The 18,755-nt window shown below is 60.7% G+C and carries 20 protein-coding genes; 8 read left to right on the forward strand and 12 right to left on the reverse strand.

The window, feature by feature from the left end:
• Positions 1-2: 2 nt before the first annotated feature.
• A complete protein-coding gene (purF, locus tag K3759_RS08885; protein ID WP_259985606.1) occupies positions 3-1,487 on the forward strand; it encodes an amidophosphoribosyltransferase in 1,485 nt (494 codons plus the stop codon).
• Positions 1,488-1,569: 82 nt separating this feature from the next.
• On the opposite strand, the gene K3759_RS08890 is transcribed toward purF, so the two are convergent.
• A complete protein-coding gene (locus tag K3759_RS08890; RefSeq protein WP_259981191.1) occupies positions 1,570-1,839 on the reverse strand; it encodes a hypothetical protein in 270 nt (89 codons plus the stop codon).
• 199 nt (positions 1,840-2,038) lie between these two features.
• On the opposite strand from K3759_RS08890, the gene infC reads away from it, so the two are divergent.
• Positions 2,039-2,587, forward strand: a complete 549-nt coding sequence (infC, locus tag K3759_RS08895; RefSeq protein ID WP_348155125.1) for a translation initiation factor IF-3 — start codon at positions 2,039-2,041, stop codon at positions 2,585-2,587.
• 111 nt (positions 2,588-2,698) lie between these two features.
• Here the strand turns inward: infC and K3759_RS08900 are convergent, their stop codons facing one another.
• The 6 genes from K3759_RS08900 to K3759_RS08925 all read right to left on the reverse strand — a co-directional run bounded on the left by K3759_RS08900 (position 2,699) and on the right by K3759_RS08925 (position 10,666).
• A complete protein-coding gene (locus K3759_RS08900) occupies positions 2,699-4,624 on the reverse strand; it encodes an OmpA family protein (protein WP_259981192.1) in 1,926 nt (641 codons plus the stop codon).
• 162 nt (positions 4,625-4,786) lie between these two features.
• Positions 4,787-5,575 carry a xanthine dehydrogenase family protein subunit M gene (locus K3759_RS08905; RefSeq protein ID WP_259981193.1) on the reverse strand — a complete coding sequence of 263 codons (789 nt, stop codon included), beginning with the start codon at positions 5,573-5,575 and terminating at the stop codon, positions 4,787-4,789.
• Between the two features lie 70 nt (positions 5,576-5,645).
• On the reverse strand, positions 5,646-8,021 hold the full coding sequence (locus tag K3759_RS08910) for a xanthine dehydrogenase family protein molybdopterin-binding subunit (protein ID WP_259981195.1): 2,376 nt from the start codon (positions 8,019-8,021) through the stop codon (positions 5,646-5,648).
• Between the two features lie 115 nt (positions 8,022-8,136).
• Entirely contained in the window at positions 8,137-8,622 is a 486-nt protein-coding gene (locus K3759_RS08915) for a (2Fe-2S)-binding protein (protein WP_259981197.1), read from the reverse strand.
• Between the two features lie 86 nt (positions 8,623-8,708).
• On the reverse strand, positions 8,709-9,710 hold the full coding sequence (locus tag K3759_RS08920) for a molybdopterin-binding protein (protein ID WP_259981198.1): 1,002 nt from the start codon (positions 9,708-9,710) through the stop codon (positions 8,709-8,711).
• Entirely contained in the window at positions 9,707-10,666 is a 960-nt protein-coding gene (locus tag K3759_RS08925; RefSeq protein ID WP_259981200.1) for an XdhC family protein, read from the reverse strand. The genes K3759_RS08920 and K3759_RS08925 overlap by 4 nt, the downstream gene beginning before the upstream one ends.
• Before the next feature lie 145 nt (positions 10,667-10,811).
• Here K3759_RS08925 and K3759_RS08930 point away from each other — a divergent pair, with 145 nt between their 5' ends.
• Genes K3759_RS08930 through grxD form a run of 3 tightly spaced genes read left to right on the forward strand, consistent with a single transcriptional unit; the run spans position 10,812 to position 11,759 of the window.
• Positions 10,812-11,048 (forward strand): BolA family protein, encoded by a 237-nt coding sequence (locus tag K3759_RS08930; protein ID WP_259981201.1) that lies wholly within the window; start codon positions 10,812-10,814, stop codon positions 11,046-11,048.
• Between the two features lie 2 nt (positions 11,049-11,050).
• Complete coding sequence (locus K3759_RS08935) at positions 11,051-11,395, forward strand: hypothetical protein (RefSeq protein ID WP_259981202.1); 345 nt, start codon at positions 11,051-11,053, stop codon at positions 11,393-11,395.
• A 1-nt stretch (position 11,396) separates the two neighbouring features.
• Positions 11,397-11,759 (forward strand): Grx4 family monothiol glutaredoxin, encoded by a 363-nt coding sequence (gene grxD, locus K3759_RS08940; protein WP_259981204.1) that lies wholly within the window; start codon positions 11,397-11,399, stop codon positions 11,757-11,759.
• A 176-nt stretch (positions 11,760-11,935) separates the two neighbouring features.
• On the opposite strand, the gene rpiB is transcribed toward grxD, so the two are convergent.
• The 4 genes from rpiB to K3759_RS08960 all read right to left on the reverse strand — a co-directional run bounded on the left by rpiB (position 11,936) and on the right by K3759_RS08960 (position 13,742).
• On the reverse strand, positions 11,936-12,385 hold the full coding sequence (gene rpiB / locus K3759_RS08945; RefSeq protein ID WP_259981206.1) for a ribose 5-phosphate isomerase B: 450 nt from the start codon (positions 12,383-12,385) through the stop codon (positions 11,936-11,938).
• A 102-nt stretch (positions 12,386-12,487) separates the two neighbouring features.
• A complete protein-coding gene (locus tag K3759_RS08950; RefSeq protein ID WP_259981208.1) occupies positions 12,488-12,823 on the reverse strand; it encodes an MliC family protein in 336 nt (111 codons plus the stop codon).
• Positions 12,820-13,212: a cell division protein ZapA gene (locus tag K3759_RS08955; protein WP_259981209.1), complete on the reverse strand. Its 393-nt coding sequence runs from the start codon at positions 13,210-13,212 to the stop codon at positions 12,820-12,822. The genes K3759_RS08950 and K3759_RS08955 overlap by 4 nt, the downstream gene beginning before the upstream one ends.
• The gene (locus tag K3759_RS08960) at positions 13,212-13,742 is read right to left on the reverse strand and encodes a hypothetical protein (protein ID WP_259981211.1); all 531 of its coding nucleotides are present in this window, start codon (positions 13,740-13,742) and stop codon (positions 13,212-13,214) included. The genes K3759_RS08955 and K3759_RS08960 overlap by 1 nt, the downstream gene beginning before the upstream one ends.
• Before the next feature lie 309 nt (positions 13,743-14,051).
• On the opposite strand from K3759_RS08960, the gene tkt reads away from it, so the two are divergent.
• Entirely contained in the window at positions 14,052-16,067 is a 2,016-nt protein-coding gene (gene tkt / locus K3759_RS08965) for a transketolase (protein ID WP_259981213.1), read from the forward strand.
• A gap of 83 nt (positions 16,068-16,150) precedes the next feature.
• Here tkt and K3759_RS08970 read toward each other — a convergent pair whose 3' ends face one another.
• Positions 16,151-17,125 carry a DUF808 domain-containing protein gene (locus K3759_RS08970; RefSeq protein ID WP_259981214.1) on the reverse strand — a complete coding sequence of 325 codons (975 nt, stop codon included), beginning with the start codon at positions 17,123-17,125 and terminating at the stop codon, positions 16,151-16,153.
• Positions 17,126-17,343: 218 nt separating this feature from the next.
• Here K3759_RS08970 and gap point away from each other — a divergent pair, with 218 nt between their 5' ends.
• Both gap and K3759_RS08980 read left to right on the forward strand, forming a co-directional pair.
• Positions 17,344-18,345, forward strand: coding sequence for a type I glyceraldehyde-3-phosphate dehydrogenase (gene gap / locus K3759_RS08975; RefSeq protein WP_259981215.1), 1,002 nt, complete (start codon positions 17,344-17,346; stop codon positions 18,343-18,345).
• 58 nt (positions 18,346-18,403) lie between these two features.
• Positions 18,404-18,547 carry a hypothetical protein gene (locus K3759_RS08980; protein ID WP_259981217.1) on the forward strand — a complete coding sequence of 48 codons (144 nt, stop codon included), beginning with the start codon at positions 18,404-18,406 and terminating at the stop codon, positions 18,545-18,547.
• Positions 18,548-18,755 lie beyond the last annotated feature (208 nt).

An 18,755-nucleotide genomic window follows, 5' to 3' on the forward strand; every position in this document is an offset into this window, starting at 1 on the left:
TCATGCCACCCGCCCATCCTTTTGACACATCCTATCTGCGCGACAGCGGAGATGAAGACAAACTGAAGGAGGAATGCGGCGTTTTCGGCGTTGTTGGCGTTGCTGATGCCGCCACGTTTGTGGCCCTTGGCCTCCACGCCCTCCAGCACCGCGGACAAGAGGCTGGCGGCATCGTCAGCTATGATCCCGAAGCTGGTTTCCAATCTGCCCGACGCTTTGGCTATGTCCGCGATAACTTCACCTCGCAGGACATCATGCAAACTCTGCCCGGCGAATTATCGATCGGTCATGTCCGCTACTCCACCTCTGGCAACAAAGGCCCGACCGCGATCCGCGACGTGCAGCCCTTCTTTGGCGAATTTGCCATGGGCGGCGCCGCGATTGCGCACAATGGCAATATCACGAATGCTAATGCGCTGCGCCGTGAGTTGATCGAGCGCGGCTCGATCTTTCAGTCGTCCTCGGACAGTGAGTGCATCATTCACCTGATGGCACGCTCCCTGCAGCAAAACATCCCCGAACGGATGGAAGATGCCCTGCGCCGGGTCGAAGGTGCCTTTTCAGTCGTGGCGATGACCCGCACCAAGCTGATCGGTGTGCGCGACCCGCTGGGCGTGCGTCCGCTGGTTCTGGGCCGTGTCGGCGATGGCTGGGCGCTCAGCTCTGAGACCTGCGCGCTCGACATTATCGGTGCCGAATTCGTGCGCGAGATTGCACCGGGCGAAATGGTGGTCATCACCGAAAAAGGGGTCGAAAGCCATTTCCCTTTCCGCCGCGTGCCATCGCGCTTCTGCATCTTTGAGCATGTCTATTTCAGCCGCCCTGATAGTATCCTCGGCGGTCGCTCGGTCTATGAAACGCGCGAGAATATTGGCCGTGAACTGGCCAAGGAAAGCCCCGTCGACGCCGATCTCGTCTGCCCTGTGCCCGACAGCGGCACCCCGGCGGCGATCGGGTTCAGCCTCGAGTCCGGCATTCCGTATGCGATGGGGATCATCCGCAACCAATATATGGGCCGGACCTTCATTGAGCCGACCGAGCAAATCCGCAACATGGGTGTGCGCCTCAAGCTCAACGTCAACCGGGCGCTGATCAAGGGCAAGCGGGTGATTTTGGTCGACGACTCGGTGGTGCGCGGCACGACCTCGCGCAAGATCAAAGAGATGATTCTGGATGCCGGGGCCAAGGAAGTGCATTTCCGCATCGCCTCCCCGCCCACGGCTTGGCCTTGTTTCTACGGTGTCGACACTCCGCAGCGCGAAAAGCTGCTGGCGGCTACCATGTCGGAAGATGAGATGCGCGATCACCTCCAAGTCGATAGCCTCAAGTTCATCTCGCTTGACGGTCTTTACCGTGCGGTGGGCGAAGCTGAAGGCCGCAAGGCCGAATGCCCGCAGTATTGCGACGCCTGTTTCTCGGGCGATTATCCGGTGACACCCGCCGATCAGGTGAAAGAGGGGTTCCAGATGAAGCCTGCCGCCGAATAGGCCTGCGCTTGACCATGTTCAAAACAAAGGCCGCGTCCGAAACTCCGGACGCGGCCTTTATCTTTTGCTATTAAGCGGTTGTTTAATTCTGCGCCGCAGGTTCTGCCGCGTCATTTGCGCTTTCGGTTGCATCATCCACTGCGTCGCTGATCGCCTCACCTGCAGCATCCACCGTGTCGGTGATCGCATCGGCAGCTTCTTCAGCGGCTTGGGTCGCATCCTCAGCCAGCGCGGGCGCATTGATCGCGTCAGAAGCCTCAATCGCCACTTCTTGCGGCCCTTTGCCAGTGAAAAGCATATAGCCTGCCAGCGCAATCAGCGCCGCTACGACCAACCAGACCAGATTCTTCATTCTATTCCCCTTAATCTACGCCCCGCGAAGTCAAAGATTACCCGCGTGGCCGCATACCCGTCAATTGCGTCACAATTGCTGCGGATCAAGGGGAAATCGGTGCAAACCCCACTTATAGCGCAATTTTGCGGCTTGAAGATGCCCCCCTCCGGGTTTACCTTGCATTCTCGGAATAGGTAACAATCAAAGGACCATCACCATCGCTCGCAGACCTCATAACGCGCCGCCCCAACGTGACACCGGCCCGCGCGTCAACGACAAGATCCGCTCCACTGAAATCCGCCTGATCGGTGCGGACGGCGAAAACGTCGGCGTTGTGACGCCTCAGCGTGCCATGGAAATGGCCGATGAAGCCGGCCTCGACCTTGTCGAGATTTCGCCCAATGCCAAGCCGCCCGTGTGTAAGATCATGGATTTCGGCAAGTTCAAATATGAACAGCAAAAGCGCGAGAGCGAAGCCCGCAAGAAACAGAAGATCATCGAGATCAAAGAGGTCAAGTTCCGTCCCAACACGGATACGAACGACTACGATGTGAAGATGCGTAACGTCTTTAAGTTTCTCGAAGGTGGCGACAAGGTGAAGGTGACCCTACGGTTCCGTGGCCGTGAAATGGCGCACCAGAACCTTGGTCGTGAGCTTTTGGAGCGCGTTGCTGCAGATACCAAAGACATTGGCCGGGTTGAGAACTTCCCCAAGATGGAAGGCCGCCAGATGGTCATGGTGATCGGGCCCCTGCCCAACAAGTGATCTAAACTGTCTCGGGCTTGCTTAGCGGGCTTGATGAACGGTTTTCTCGTCTCCAACGTAAAACGCCCCCGGATCGCTCCGGGGGCGTTTTCTATTTTAAGTTAGGTCTGCTTAGCGCAGCAGACCAGAGATGTTGCGTACAACAGCGCGGCGGTTGGCAGGCTCTGCCGCTGTTGTCGGCACGCGTAGCTGGCTTTCACCGTAGCCTTGTGTGATCAGGTTGGCTGGCGGTACGTCAAAGTACTCGGTCAGCGCCAGTGCAACGGTTTCCGCACGACGGTCAGACAGAGCGAGATTGTAGCTCGCATCGCCAACGGCGTCGGTATGGCCCTCAACTAGGATCACAGTGCGCGGGTCTTTCTCGATCATGTCACGCAGTGTGGTGCCGATATTTGCAAGCGCGCGGGCTTGCTCAGGCTGGATCGCGGCGGAACCTGTGGGGAAGCGTACGGCATCCAATTCCAGTTCGGGCGCAAGCGAACGCACCTCACGGATTTCGCGAACCTGACGGAGCGAGAATGTCCGGCCTTGGTCGTTGCGCAACTCAGCCTGCAGTGCTTGACGCAGCGCGGCTTCGTCCTGTGTGCTCACACGTTGGGCTTGCTGTGTTTCCTGGACCTGCGGCAGGTCGTTCACGATAACCTCGCGCTCTTCCACGAGGTCATCGACCAGCACATACTCGCGGCCCTGCGCATCAAAGTTGGTGCGGCGCAGAACGGTACCATCGCGCGACCGGATGGTTTCGATCCGGCTGCCATCGCTTTTGGTCACAATGGTACGTGTCGAGCCGTCGTCGAAGGTCTGAGTTTGCACTTGGTCGCCAGGGCGGCGGATCAATGCATTATCGTCCTTCAGGACGCGCAGTTCACCTGAGTCGTCCTGTACAACCACGCGGTCGCCCGAGCGGCTTACGATTTTCTCGCCATTGTTCAGCACCGAACCGACGGCTACGGCGCCAAGACCGAGCAGCAGTGCTTTTTCAAAGTCAGACAGACCACCGTCGTCGTCATTCGACGCAGCAGCTTCGGCATCACCGGCTGCTGTAACTTTGGTGTCGAAGTCTTCGTCCGAGCTACGGACATCTTGTTCAGTTACTTCTTCGGTCACAACTTCGGCATCCGAGTCGCTTTCAGCAGCAGCGGCAGCGGCTGCAGCAGCGGCTTCGCGTTCCGCGCGGCGCTCGGCGCGGCGTTCTTCACGACGCTCGGCCTGACGGGCCGCACGGCGTTCATCACGTTCACGGATTTGCTCTTCGGTCAGACCAGCATCGGCTTCTGCGCCAACCGCTTCGCCGCTTGTTTCGGCTTCGGTTTCGGCAGAACCAGCTGTGGTCTCAGTGTCGGTGGTTGTATCTGTCTCTGATCCGGTAGCTACATCAGCAGGCGCGGATTCTGTCGCAGATTTGACTTCCGACTCTTCAACGGCTTCAGCCTCAGCTTCGGTTTCGGCGGTCTCGGCCTCTACCTCAGTTTCTGACGACATCTCTGTCTCGGCTTCAGCTTCGGTCTCAGCAGACATTTCTGTCTCAGCTTCAACTTCAGCTTCGGTCTCTGCTTCAGTTGTTACCTCAGCTTCGGCCTCATTTGCTTCGGCTTCTACGGCTGCTTCAGCTTCGGCAGCTGTGGACTCAGCTTCTTCTGCGGCGGCATCCGCTTCGGCCTCTGCCGCTTCTGCAGCCTGCTCAGCCTGATCTTCGGCACCTTCAACAGCGTCGGCAACGGCGTCGCCTGTTGCTTCAACGGCGTCAGTGGCTTGATCCACAACCGAACCGCCTTCCGCTTCAGCTTCAGCTTCAGCTTCACCTTCAGCTTCTACTTCCGCACTCGCATCTGCTTCCGCATCGGCGCTCAGCCCGGCAATCACGCGCAGTTCTTCGGCATTTTCTACCGTCTGATCATCAAATGCGCAGGGAAACTCTGTCGCTTCGCCTACGGGGCCGCATTCAGCCAGATTTTGATCCTGTGCAAAGGCACCATGGGGGAAAGCCAATGCAAGGCTAAGACCCAGCGAAGTCGTCGATCTCAGTAGGTTTTTCATGTTCACGTCCTCATTATTGCGGGAACGCCGTTCGGGCAGCGCTTGTCACCTAACGCATAATGTGGGCTCTGGTTCCGCTATCCAATATCAATACCTTAGCCCATAAAAATACCGCGCCCCCGGCAGGGGACGCGGCACAGGTTTAAGGCTTGTTATCGGCTATCAGGCGATTGCTTGCACCGCCCGGCGCGTCATGACTGCGCAGAGATGCGCGCGGTAAGCGCCACTGCCATGCAGATCGCTGATCATACCGCCACCATCAAGGGCCAGCCCCTCAAGCGCGCTTGGCTCAAAGCGGGACGACAGCGCTTCTTCGGCCTCCGTCCAGCGGAAGACCCCTTCATTGGACGCACCCGTGATTGCCATACGCACCCCGTCGCTGAACCGCGCGACATAGGCCGCGACGAGCGGAAAGCGTGAGGCGGGTTGGATGAACTTCTCGTAATGCGCGGCCTGCGGAATGGGAAAGCGCACGCCGGTCACGATCTCTCCTTCTTCCAGCGCGGTGGTGAACATCCCTTGGAAGTAATCATCCGCCGCAATCTCCCGCCGATCGGTCTCAATCGTCGCGCCGCTGGCCAAGGCACCCGCCGGATAGCAGGCGGAAGGATCGTTGTTCGCCAGTGATCCCCCGATCGTGCCTCGGTTGCGCACCGCCGGGTCACCAATCCGCGCGGCGAGGCTGGCGAGCGCCGGATAGCTCTCTGCCGCGTCGCGCATCACAGTGGCATGGGTCGTCCCACCCCCGATCCAAAGCGCGCCGTCACGCATTTCGACGCCCTTAAGGCCTTCGATACCCGTCAAGGACACCAGAACCGACGGCATCGCCAGCCGCGCCTTGAGCGTGGGGATCAGCGTCTGCCCACCGCTGAGCGGTTGCGCGTCCTCCCGGCCCAAAGCCTTGACCGCATCCGCCACGCTGGCCGGGCGTTCTATCTCAAAATCATACATCTTTCATCCTTCCCAGAGGCCGCCAAGCGTCGCCTCTTTTCTTAATCCAATCTTCAGCTGGCCGAGGCGCTCAGCCATTCATCGCCTCCCAAACCCGCGAGGGGCTGACCGGCATGTCGATATGGCCAATGTCCTTCCCGCCCGAGCGCATGGCGTCGAGCACTGCGTTGACCACGGCAGGCGGCGAGCCAATCGCCCCCGCCTCCCCGCAGCCTTTCACGCCCAAGGGGTTGTGAGTACAGGGCGTCTGGCAGGAGTGATCCACGTCATAGAACGGCAAATCGCTTGCGCGGGGCATGGCGTAATCCATGTAAGACGCGCTTAGCAATTGCCCGTCTTCGTCATAGGCGCAGTTTTCCAGCAGTGCCTGGCCGATACCCTGTGCCAAACCGCCATGTACTTGACCGGTGACGATCATCGGGTTCACGACGTTGCCAAAGTCATCCGCTGCGGTGAACCGCTCCACCGTGACATGCCCGGTTTCGGGATCAAGCTCGACCTCGCAGGCATAGGCCCCCGCCGGATAGGTAAAGTTCGACGGGTCGTAGAAGGCGGTTTCTTCCAGCCCCGGTTCGATCTCCTCCAACGGATAGTTATGCGGCACATAGGCCGCGAGCGTCACATCGCCCCAAGCCACGGATTTATCCGTCCCCGCCACGCTAAAGGCACCATCTTTCAACTCGATATCCCCTTCCGAGGCTTCGAGTAGATGGCTGGCGATCTTCTTGGCCTTGGCGATGATCTTTTCCGTCGCGCGCACCATCGCGCTGCCGCCCACGGCCAGCGATCTTGAGCCATAGGTACCCATGCCCATCGGCGTGCGTGCCGTGTCACCATGGACGATCTCGACCATGTTCTCATCAATGCCGATCATATCGGCCACCACCTGCGCGAAAGAGGTCTCATGCCCCTGCCCGTGGCTGTGGCTGCCGGTCATGACAACCAGCCCACCGGTCGCATTGACCCGCACCGTGGCGCTTTCATAAAGCCCCGCACGCGCACCGAGTTGGCCGACAAGGTTCGACGGCGCGATGCCGCAAGCCTCGATATAGCAGTTCACGCCGAAGCCGCGAAGCTTGCCTTTGGCTTCACTCTCGCGGCGCCGCGCCGCAAAGCCCGCGTGGTCAGCGATCTCTTCAAGCTTGTCCATCGTGGCGTTGTAATCGCCAGTGTCATACTCCACCGCCACCGGGGTGGCGTAGGGAAACTCCGTCACGAAGTTCTGGCGGCGCAGTTTGATTGGGTCGACCTTCAACTCATGCGCGGCCTTGTCGATCAAACGCTCCAACTGATAGGTCGCCTCGGGCCGTCCGGCACCGCGGTAAGCGTCTACTGGCACGGTATTGGTAAAGACCGCCTTAACATTCACGTAGATCAGCGGTGTTTTGTAGTTCCCCGCCATCAGCGTGCCGTGCAGCCATGTCGGCACCGAGGGCGCGAAAGTCGACAAATAGGCCCCCATATTGGCATAGGTATCGGTCCGAATGGCCTTGAAATTATTGTCGGCATCCAGCGCCAGTTCGATCTTGGTCACGTGATCCCGGCCATGGGCATCAGACATGAAAGCCTCGGAGCGGCTGGAGGTCCATTTCACCGGACGCCCCACGGCCTTGGCGGCAAAGGTGCAAAAGGCTTCTTCCTGATAGTGGAAAATCTTGGTGCCAAAGCCGCCGCCCACATCAGGGGCCACCACACGCAGCTTATGCTCGGGAATGCCCAGCACAAAGGCGCCCATCAGCAGGCGGATCACATGCGGGTTTTGGCTGGTTGTATAGAGCGTATAATCGCCAGCCGAGCGGTCGTACTCGCCGATGGCCACGCGCGGCTCCATCGGGTTGGCGACAAGACGGTTGTTGACCAGTTCAAGCGTGGTGACATGATGAGCCTCCTCAAAGGCCTTGTTCACCGCGTCCTTATTCTCTTCGACAAAACCCCAGTCGTAACAAAGGTTGCTTGTCAGATCGTCATGCACCTTTGGTGCACCTTCTTTAACCGCATCTTTCATGTTCACCACGGCGGGCAGCTCATCGATATCGACGACGATTGCTTCAGCGGCGTCGCGCGCCTGCGCCAAAGTCTCGGCCACCACGGCAGCGATGGGCTCACCCACATGGCGAACCTTTTCATGGGCCAGAACCGGGTGTTTCGGCTCTTGCATGGGTTGGCCGTGTTTATCAGTGATCTGCCAGCCACAGGGCATGCCGCCGATTTCGGCAAAATCCGCGCCGGTGAAAATCTTCAGCACACCGGGCATATCCTCGGCGGCGGAGGTATCGACCCCCGTCAGCCGCCCATGCGCCACGTCAGAGCGCAGGAAGAACACATGGGTCTGACGGCGCAGGTTAATATCATCCGTGTAGCGCCCCGACCCAGTGAGAAAGCGAATGTCCTCCCGTCGTTTGCTGCTGGCGCCAATTCCGCGCGTCGGTTCAAAATCCTTAGGCATAATGTCCTCCCGTTTGGTGGCGGTGCGGATGCACCTGATCTGTCACGCGGCGCCCGGTTCTGGTGGTCCTCCCTCCGCCATCACCGGTCTGCTCAACGCAACGCTGTTCTGAGCCTTACTCTGCCGCCAGCGCGCTGACGTCCTGACCACTGGCGGCCATGATCGCTTTGACGATGTTATGATAACCGGTGCAGCGGCAGATGTTGCCGTCAAGGTAATGGCGCACCTCGGCCTCGCTCGGCTTGGGGTTGTCCTTGAGCAGGGCCGCTGCCGACATCACCATGCCCGGCGTGCAAAATCCGCATTGCAGCCCGTGGTGATCCTGAAACGCCTGCTGGATGGTGTTGAGCGTGCCGTCCGGGGCCGCCTGCCCTTCGATGGTGTCGATCTGGGCCCCGTCAGCCTCAATCGCGAACATGGTGCAGGCCTTGACCGCATTGCCATTCACATGAACCACACAGGCCCCGCATTGGCTGGTGTCGCAGCCCACATGGGTGCCGGTGAGTTCCAGATCATCGCGTAGGAAATGCACCAGCAGCGTGCGGCCTTCGACCTCCCCTGACGCGGGTTTGCCGTTCACGGTCATCTTGACCTGTGTCATGTTCTTCCTCCCAGTCTGACGCTTGTTAGAGGCAGTTAAGCACGACAAGCACTAGTTGAGAACACATATTTTCTGAGGGCTTTTTCTCAGCTGCCGCTCGCGCTTTTGTCGGGGTTTCGCAGCTGCGGACGGGTCGGGATTTCCTTGAGCAGTCCGCCCACCCCCATGCCCGCAATATCCGCGCTGGTGACCGGAATGCCGCAAACCAGCCGCGACAGCACCCAATCCGCGCCATTCAGCGCAGGCGAGCGGGCGCAGCCCGGCAGGCCAATCACGGCTCGGGTGCCCAGATGGCCGAGAAAGAGTAGATTACCGGGGTCCACCGGCATGCCAAAACGCGTCACCTCGCCGCCTGCTTGACGCAAGGCCGACGGAGCGATGTCGTTGCTGTCAGACGTGGCCGAGGCGGTGAGGATAAGGATCAGGTCGGTCTGGGCTGCGGCAATCGCCTCGGCGAGTGGTGCGCTGCGATGGGGGACCATGATGACGTCTTCCAAGGCCACGTTCAGCGCTGCCAGCCGCCCTTCGACCGCCGCGCGGCCCTTCTCTCCGGCACCGCCGGGGACATCTGTAATGATGAGCGTTGCATCGCGCAGGACGGGTGGCGCAAGGCGCAGCGCGCTTTCTCCTGCCGCTGCACAGGCGGTCGCCACCGCTTCGGCGGGCACGGCATAAGAAATGATCTTGATCGTCGCCACCATGCCGTTCTCACCCATCTGTTGATGGGGCGGCACCGTGGCCAGCGTGATCATCGGATGCACTGCGTTGACCGCCTCTAGCGCCGCACGATCCATCACCACCACGCCCGGCCCATCGGAAAGCAGGTTTACCCGTCCGGTAAAGGGCTGCGACATCCGAAGACCCGGACCACAGAGCGCATGGGCCAATCTGGCAGCACCGGCATTTTCATCAATGTCGCCGGGGTCAAGCCGGGCGACGATCACCTCTTTGATGCCCGCCTTAGAAAGTGCGTCGATATCCTGCGGCACTAGCACCCGCCCTTTGCGCAGACGCCCCTTTGTGACGGCGACGGAATGGGCGAGCGTCGCGCCAAGCGCATCGCTCAAGGGGACCGGTCCGAACCTCATGGGCGACGCAGGCTTTGAATCATTTGAGCGAGGATCGACACGGCGATTTCGGCGGGGCTGGCAGCACCAATGTCGAGGCCGACCGGCCCATGGATCCGCGCAGCCTGATCCGGTGCCACGCCCGCCTCTTCCAACCGCGCAAGACGGCTGGCCTGTGTTCGGGTCGAGCCGAGCGCGCCGATGTAGAAGGCCGCTGACGCAAGCGCCACATGCAGCGCCGGATCATCGAGTTTGGGGTCATGGGTGAGCAGAACAACGGCGGAGCGGGCATCGAGGCCAATCTCGCGTAGCGCGGCATCGGGCCAGTCGTTGATCACCCGGCAGTCGGGGAAACGCGCGGAGGAGCCGAAGGCTTCGCGCGGGTCAACGACGATGGGGTCGAACCCAGCCTCCCCCGCCATGCGCACCAAATGCTGCGCGATATGCACCGCGCCGACGATCACAAGGCGCAGTGGCGGGTTGTGGATGGCGATGAAACGCCCGCTGTCTTCCTCCACCCCTGACCGGTCCCTGCGAAAGCGGTCTTGGTGTCCGTCCTGGGTCAGGTGCCGGGTGCTGCCGTCAAGCGCGACCTCATAGGCCACGGCCTGCCGGCTTGTCCGTTTCGCCACCAATTCGCGCAGCATCTCAAGGGGCAACGCCTCAGGCCCGATTGGCTCCACCAGCACTTTGATCGTGCCGCCGCAGGCCAGCCCCACGGCAAAGGCATCGCCGTCGCTGACACCGTATTCCAAAAGCCGCGTCCGCCCGTCCTCTAGCGCCTCCAGCGCCTCGACCACCACCGCCCCTTCGACACAGCCACCCGAGACGGAACCCATCATCGTACCGTCGCCCGCCACGGCCAGCTGCGCGCCTGCGCGGCGCGGGGCCGAGCCCCATGTCTCTACCACCGTGGCCAGCGCCACAGGCTGTCCAGCCTCGGCCCATTCGAGCGCCTGTTCGGGGATCCGGTCCATCTGCTGTCCTTTCGCCGTGAGGGCGCAGAGTGTGTTGCAACGCGGGCAAAGGTCAATGCCCGATCCAGCCTTCGGCTTCGCCTTGCACGCAGCGCGGTGCGGCACTACATCTAGGCCAAGATAACACAGCAACCGGAGCCACCCCATGCCCATGCAAGCCAGCGAAATCGAAGACCTGATCCGCGCGGCCTTTCCGGACGCCAAGATCACCGTCGAAGGCAATGACGGCGTGCATATGGCGGCCATGGTCGTTGACGAAAGCTTCCGTGGTATGAACCGGGTGCAGCAACAGCGCGCCGTCTATGCGGCCCTCAAGGGCAAGATGGACGGATCAAATGGTGATCTGCACGCGCTGGCGCTGACCACTCGGACGCCAGACTGACGATGTGGGGCTGGGCCGCAGCGGTTGTTCTGGGCGGGATCGCCGCCACCGCCTATGCCCAGCACCGTGCGGGGCGCGGGCGGCACGTGCCGCTCTCGCACCGCCAGCCTCCGCGTCCTGAGACCGGCAAAGTGCCGCTGGGGATGGAGGCATTGGATTTGGAAGCCGTGGCCCGCACCGCGCGGCGCAATGAGAGCCTTGAGCGTGGGCAGACGAATTGGACGAAGAAACGGGGCGGTTTCTTTCTCGGCGGGGCCGAGTTGGATGTGAAGCCCTGGGCCGACGATGAAACCTATGCGCGGCGCTATCACGCTGCGTTCAAGAAATCAGATGTGAAGGACAAATGACATGAGCGATGCCGCCAACCAGATCAAAGAACAAATCACCAAAAACGACGTGGTTCTGTTTATGAAAGGCACCAAGGAAATGCCGCAGTGTGGTTTCTCCAGCCGCGTGGCCGGGGTGCTGAACTACATGGGCGTTAACTTTGCCGATGTGAACGTGCTGGCCGATGAGGGTCTGCGTCAGGGGATCAAGGAATTCTCTGACTGGCCGACCATTCCCCAGCTTTACGTCAAAGGCGAGTTCGTCGGTGGCTGTGACATCATCACCGAGATGACGCTGTCGGGCGAATTGGACACGCTCTTTGCCGAGAACGGCGTGGCGTTCGACAAGGACGCTGCAGATAAGATCCGCGAAGCCAACGGCTGAAGCGACCACAGGTCAGACGAAAAACACCCCGGAGCGGTTTGGCCCTCCGGGGTGTTTTTTTTGTCCGGCACCTGCAGGCGCCCCGCGCAGCACCACCAGCGATAGCGCCCTGTAAACTCGGTGTCGAAACCGCCCCGAACGCACCCCAACGGGCGCGCTCCGGCAGCACCTTAAGCTCAGTCTTCAATCGCCGTGATCATATCGACGCGGCGGCCATGACGCCCGCCTTCAAACTCGGTATCGAGAAAGGCATCCACGATCTCAAGCGCAAGCCCGCCGCCGATCACCCGCGCGCCCATCGACAGCATATTCGCGTTGTTATGCGCCCGGATCATCTTGGCCGAGAATGTATCGGCGCAAACACCGCAGCGAATGCCTTTGACCTTATTGGCGGCCATCATGATGCCCTGCCCCGTGCCGCAGATCAGGATGCCAAGGTCGAACTCCCCTGCTGCGATGCGTCGTGCGGCGGCTTCGCCGTGTTTGGGGTAATCCGTGCTCTCTGCCGTTGCCGGGCCGATGTCTTCGACCTCAAAACCGCGCTCGGCCACATGGCGGGCGATGTCTTGGCGTAGGGCGATGTCGGCGTGGTCACTTGAGATGATGATGCGGGGTTTCACGGTCATGGGAGAGTGTCCTGATTGTTGCGTCGCAAGAGCCAGCGCCCAAGGGGCACTTTTCGCGCCCCCCAGAGCATATTGCCGCCCGCGCCGCAATCCCGCATGGGGTCAATCTTGCGGCACACAGTCCGTATAGATCGGCGTCACCGCGTCGCTGGCCCCCTCGTGCCAGCCAAGGCGCGCACGGCCCTGATGTTCCCACCATTCATAGGATGACCCATCCGACGGCCAGCCATATCGCGCGCCAGAGCCGGAGGGCATGATTTGCAAATGGATCAACCGCCCTTCGACATAGAGCACCGCGACAGCGGGATCGGCATCGGGGACATAGACCACCGGCACCGCTACTCCACGATCACAAAGATAGGTCAAAGCGGTCGTCTCAGCACCGGCAGGAGCGGCCCAGAGCAGCGCACAGAGGGCTGCTCTGACCAGTTTTCTCATTTGTCCGACTTCTCTTCAATCTCGGCGGCCAGCGCTTCGGCCCGTGCGGCGATCTCGGCCAAGGTGTCTTTGACACCCTGCGGCACGACAGGCACTTCGATACGCTCCGGCTCGATCTTGGTGTTGCGCAGGCTGGTCAACTCGGCCTCACGCTCGGCCAATTCGGCGCGCACTTCGGCGATGCGGTCTTCGACGCTGGCGGTTTTGTCGGCCAAAAGCAGCCCGGCCATCAGCAACATCCGCGCCTCGGGCATGCGGCCCACTTGATCGCTCAGCACACGGGCTTCATCGTCCAGCATTTTTGCGGCGGCGTGCAGATAGCTCTCTTCACCTTCCTGACAGGCGACCTCGAACTGGCGGCCGCCAATGGTGATCCGTATTTCGGGCATCAGTCGGCCCCTCCTGACTTGGGTTCTTCTTCGGCGCGGTCATCCTCAGCGGGTGCTTCGGGCTCGCTCTCTTCGACCAGAGGCGCCAGCGCAGTCAACACGGCGTCAATTTCGGCCATCTCAATGGCGCGGGTGGCACGCAGGCTTTCCAACTCGGCAATCACGGCGGTGTCGATCAACTTGGGGTCGGCCAGCCCTTCGGCGTTGGCCAAACGCAGCTGTTCACAGGCTGCCGACAACTGCTCATTCGCCTGACGCAGACGCTGCACGTCCATATCAAGCTGGGTCACCCGATCGTTGTTGAAATCCATCTGATCGCGCAGGGAATTCAATTCGTCCTGGTGGCTTTCTTTGAGGGCTTTCACCCGTTCAGTCAGCTGGGCATTGGCCTGCCGTTCATCTTCCAGCGCCTGTACGATATCCTCGTCCGGCTCCGCCGGGGCGGCGTTGAGCTGATCCAGCCCCTTCGCCAATCGGTCCATCGCGGCCGTAATGCGGCGTTGATATTCTTCAAGTTCACTCATCCGCATGAAGTCTCCTTGTTCGTCCTGCTCTAGGGGCTGCATTATTTGCCTGCTTTGCCCGTTGTTGGCTGCCGTTCTGGGCAGATAGCGCGCGTCTCGTGCAATGTCACGCGCGCGAATCGCCCGCATAAGCCGGTTTCCGCGATGTTAGCCAAAGACCGTGCCAATTGCGCCCCCCTTTTGTTTCAGCGACTTGGAAGGCGGAGTTCACCCCACATAGTCCGGCGCACCCCACTAAGACCCGGTTGTGCTTGAACTTTGCCCGATCGCTGGTATGCACAGGCCCAATCTGCCACAGCCGCAAAGGAACGCCCCGTGGATCTGACAGCCCTCGCACGCGCAAACCCCGATCACTGGTCCAAGGCCACCGCCATTCGCGCGCTGACCCTCGATGCCGTCGCCGCCGCCAATTCGGGCCATTCCGGCATGCCGATGGGCATGGCCGATGTGGCCACCGTGCTTTTTGAAAAGCACCTGAAGTTCGATGCCTCCAACCCGCTTTGGCCGGATCGTGACCGCTTCATCTTGTCCGCGGGCCACGGCTCGATGCTGCTCTATTCGCTGCTGCACCTGACCGGCTATGAGCAGTTCCCCATCGAAGAGCTGAAGAACTTCCGCCAAATGGGCGCACGCACGGCTGGCCACCCGGAAAATTTTCTTGCCGACGCGGTTGAGACCACCACCGGTCCGCTAGGCCAAGGCATCGCCAATTCGGTTGGCTTCGCCATGGCCGAAGAAATGCTGCGCGCGCAGTATGGTTCCAAGGTCGTGGATCACCACACCTATGTCATCGCCGGCGACGGCTGCCTGATGGAAGGCGTCAGCCAAGAGGCGATCACGCTGGCAGGCCGCCACAAACTGAGCAAGCTCATCGTGATGTGGGACAACAACAACATTACCATCGACGGCCCGGTGACCCTGTCGGACAATACCGATCAGGTCGCGCGCTTCAAAGCCGCGCAGTGGCATGTGATCGAAATCGATGGCCACAACCCCGATGAGATCGACGCGGCCCTGACCGAGGCGAAAGCCTCCGACCTGCCCACGATGATCGCCTGCAAAACCCATATCGCTCTGGGCCACGCGGCACAGGACACCTCGAAAGGCCACGGCGCTTTGACCGATGCCGATCAAATGGCGGATGCCAAAAAAGCCTATGGCTGGACGACTGGCCCCTTCGAAGTGCCCTCGGATGTGAAATCCGCATGGGAAGAGATCGGCAAACGCGGTGCCGACGCGCGCCGCGCTTGGGAAGAGCGTTTCGACAAGATGCCCCGCGCCAAGCGCGAGACGTTCAACCGTGCGCTGGCGCTGGAAGCGCCCAAGAAGATGAGCGCCACCGTCAAAGCCTTCAAAAAGCAGATCACCGACTCCGCGCCCAAGATGGCAACACGAGCGGCCAGCGAAAAAGCCCTCGAAGTGCTGAACCCGATCCTGCCCGAAACAGTCGGCGGCTCGGCGGACCTGACCGGCTCGAACAACACCAAGACCTCCGATCTGGGTGTCTTCGACGTGGACAACCGCGGCGGGCGCTATGTCTACTGGGGCATCCGCGAGCACGGCATGTCGGCGGCGATGAACGGTATGGCGCTGCACGGCGGCATCCGTCCCTATGGCGGCACCTTCATGTGTTTCACCGACTACGCGCGTCCGTCGATGCGTCTGGCGGCGCTGATGCAAATCCCCACGGCCTTCGTCATGACCCATGACAGCATCGGCCTTGGCGAAGACGGCCCGACCCACCAGCCGGTCGAGCATCTGGCAATCAGCCGCGCCACACCCAACACCTACGTCTTCCGCCCCGCCGATGCGGTGGAAACGGCAGAGGCTTGGGAAATCGCCTTCACCTCTAAAACCACGCCGTCGGTTCTATCACTGACCCGTCAGGGCCTGCCGACCGTGCGCCTGGAGCATAAGAACAACAACCTCACCGAAAAAGGCGCCTATGTCCTGGCCGATGCCGAAGGCAAACGTCAGGTGATCTTGATCGCCACCGGGTCTGAGGTGCATGTGGCCTTGGCCGCGCGCGATCTGCTGCAGGCCGAGGGCATCGGCACCCGCGTCGTCTCCATGCCCTGTATGGAGCTTTTCGCTGCGCAGGACGAGGCCTATCGCAAGCGCGTGCTGCCCGGGGGTGCTGTGCGTGTCGGTATCGAAGCAGGCATGCGTCAGGGCTGGGATCAATGGCTCTTTGGCGAGCGCGGCAAATACGGCAAGGCGGACTTCGTCGGCATGGACCGTTTCGGTGCCTCCGCCCCGGCGGAAGAACTGTTCGAGCGTTTCGGCTTCACCGCGGAGAACGTCGCTGAGAAAGCCAAGGCCTTGCTCTGATCCACGGATCACGCGGCACAGTAAAAAGGGGCGACGGTTCATCCGTCGCCCCTTTTCTATTGTCCTATCACTAGGGCCGCGTTTTACACTGCGGCCTTATGAAAGACCTTTCGCCAGATCGGCGTGATGATTTTCTCACCGACCGGAATTAGCAGCAGGCCAAGAGCCAGACCAAAGACGCCATCGATTGCCGCTGTTGTAGTCCACTCCACGGCCCCTTCGAATTGTGCGGGGACCGCATGGCCCACTGTGACTGCAATATCATGGATCCAGTTGTAAGGTGCAGCAAAGCCCATTTGCTCTAGCCCGTGGATAATAATCGACCCGCCAACCCAAAGCATCGCAGCCGTACCGACGATCGTCAGCAACTTCAGAAAGCCGGGCATCGCGCGCACCAAGCCGCGCCCCAACGTCCGCGTCAGGGCAAAGCGGCCTTTGTTTGCCATCACCAGCCCCAGATCATCCATTTTGACGATCAATGCGACCGCACCATAGACCGCAACCGTGATCATCACCGCCACCGCCGCCAATGTCGCCGCTTCCATCCAAAAATTGCTTTCAGGGATCGCAGACAGCGCGATGGTCATGATTTCCGCCGAAAGGATGAAGTCGGTCTTGATCGCCCCCGCGGCCTTTTGCTCTTCAAGATGGGCCGGGTCTTCGATCACCTTCTCCTTATCGGGGTAATCCTCATGGCCGTGTCCCCAGCCAAGCGCATGAGCAACCTTCTCAGCCCCCTCAAAACACAGATAAGCCCCGCCGAGCATCAACAGCGGTGGAATCGCCCATGGCGCGAAATTCGCTAGAAGCAGTCCAGCCGGCAGCAGATACAGCAACTTATTGCGCAACGATCCTTTGGTGATCTTCCAGATCACCGGCAATTCACGCTCGGCCTTGAACCCGTGCAGGTACTTCGGCGTCACCGCCGCATCGTCAATCACCGCGCCCGCCGCCTTTGAGCCCGCCTTGGCCGCCTGCCCGATCACGTCATCAACGCTCGCCGCCGCAACCTTGGCGATGGCCGCCACGTCATCCACAAGTGCCAGTAAACCGCTCATTCCGTGCCCCTTTTTCCGTATTGCAACCGAAGTAGCATGTGCAGCCCATCTGGCAAGCCTGAAGCCACCAACACCTTTACCGCTAACATACAGGTTTAACGCTAACATATGGAAATCATTTGGCTTTGCCCCTTCCCCCTGACCGTCCGCCGCGGATATAGAACGCGCGACCCCGACATACGGCCCCGGATTGCGTGGCCCGAGACAAGGAATGCACCATGACCATCAAAGTTGGCATCAACGGATTTGGCCGCATCGGCCGCTGCACGCTCAGCCACATCGCAGCCTCCGGGCGCGATGACATCGAGGTGATCAAGGTAAATGCCACCGGCCCGCTCAGCACCGCCGCGCATCTCATCAAATACGATTCTGTCCACGGACGTTTCCCTGGCGAGATCACAGTCGACGACGGCTATATGAACCTCGGTCAGAACGACATTGAGATGATGTCGAGCTATAACCTAGAAGAGCTGGACTGGTCCGGCTGTGACGTGGTTCTGGAATGCACCGGCAAGTTCAACGACGGCAATAAGGCCAATGTCCACCTTAAGAACGGCGCCAAACGCGTTCTTCTCTCCGCCCCGGGCAAAAACGTCGATAAGACAATCGTCTACGGCGTGAATGACGACCAATTGACCGCCGCCGACCGGATGATCTCAAACGGATCTTGCACAACCAACTGCCTCGCGCCGTTGGCCAAAGTCATGCATGACGCCGTGGGCATCGAGAGCGGCCTGATGACGACGATCCACAGCTATACCGGTGACCAGCCGACGCTGGATCGCCGCCACGACGACCTCTACCGTGCGCGCGCCGCTGCCATGGCGCTAATCCCCACCTCAACCGGGGCGGCCAAGGCTTTGGGCGAAGTGCTGCCTGCGCTCAAAGGCAAACTCGACGGCACCGCCATGCGCGTGCCCACGCCCAACGTCAGCGCAGTGGACCTGACCTTCCAAGCCAGCCGCGACGTGACCGTCGAAGAGATCAACGCCGCCGCGCGCGCCGCCGCTCAGGGTTCTATGAAGCGCGTGTTGGCCTATGATCCCGAGCAGAAGGTTAGCATCGACTTTAACCACACCGAGGAAAGCTGCATCTTCGCCCCCGACCAGACCATCGTCGTCGCTGGCCGCACCGTGCGGGTTCTGGGCTGGTACGACAACGAATGGGCCTTCTCGGTCCGCATGGCCGATGTCGCCGTCGCCATGGGCAAACTGGGCTAAGGCTTGCACGGCGGGGGTGCGCCTGTAATATCAGGCCAACCCCGCCCGGAGCCGCGACATGACCAACCCCATCGCCATTGTGCTGGCCCTTGTCATTGCCGGATTGATGCTGCTTGACGTCTATTCCTACGGCGCGGATCATATGATCTATCTTGGTAAAAAGCTCTTTGAACTAATCGAGTGGATTGCTTTCTGGCGATAAGTCGCGCCGCGCCTCCCATCCCCCTTTTCTGTCCAACCACCCGAGTCCCGCTAGCGGCATGCTATCGGTCACCGATCGCAAATCGGTCTCTGCCGATTTCTACAACGCCCACCAAAGCGCTATCTTCCCGTCCGATCAAACCACCCTGCCATGGTACGCTATTAAGCGGGCCTTCTCCAAGCGCATGTGCGACACCCCCAGGGCAATG

This window comes from Sulfitobacter sp. W027, from assembly GCF_025143985.1.
In the GTDB taxonomy this organism is placed as follows: domain Bacteria; phylum Pseudomonadota; class Alphaproteobacteria; order Rhodobacterales; family Rhodobacteraceae; genus Sulfitobacter.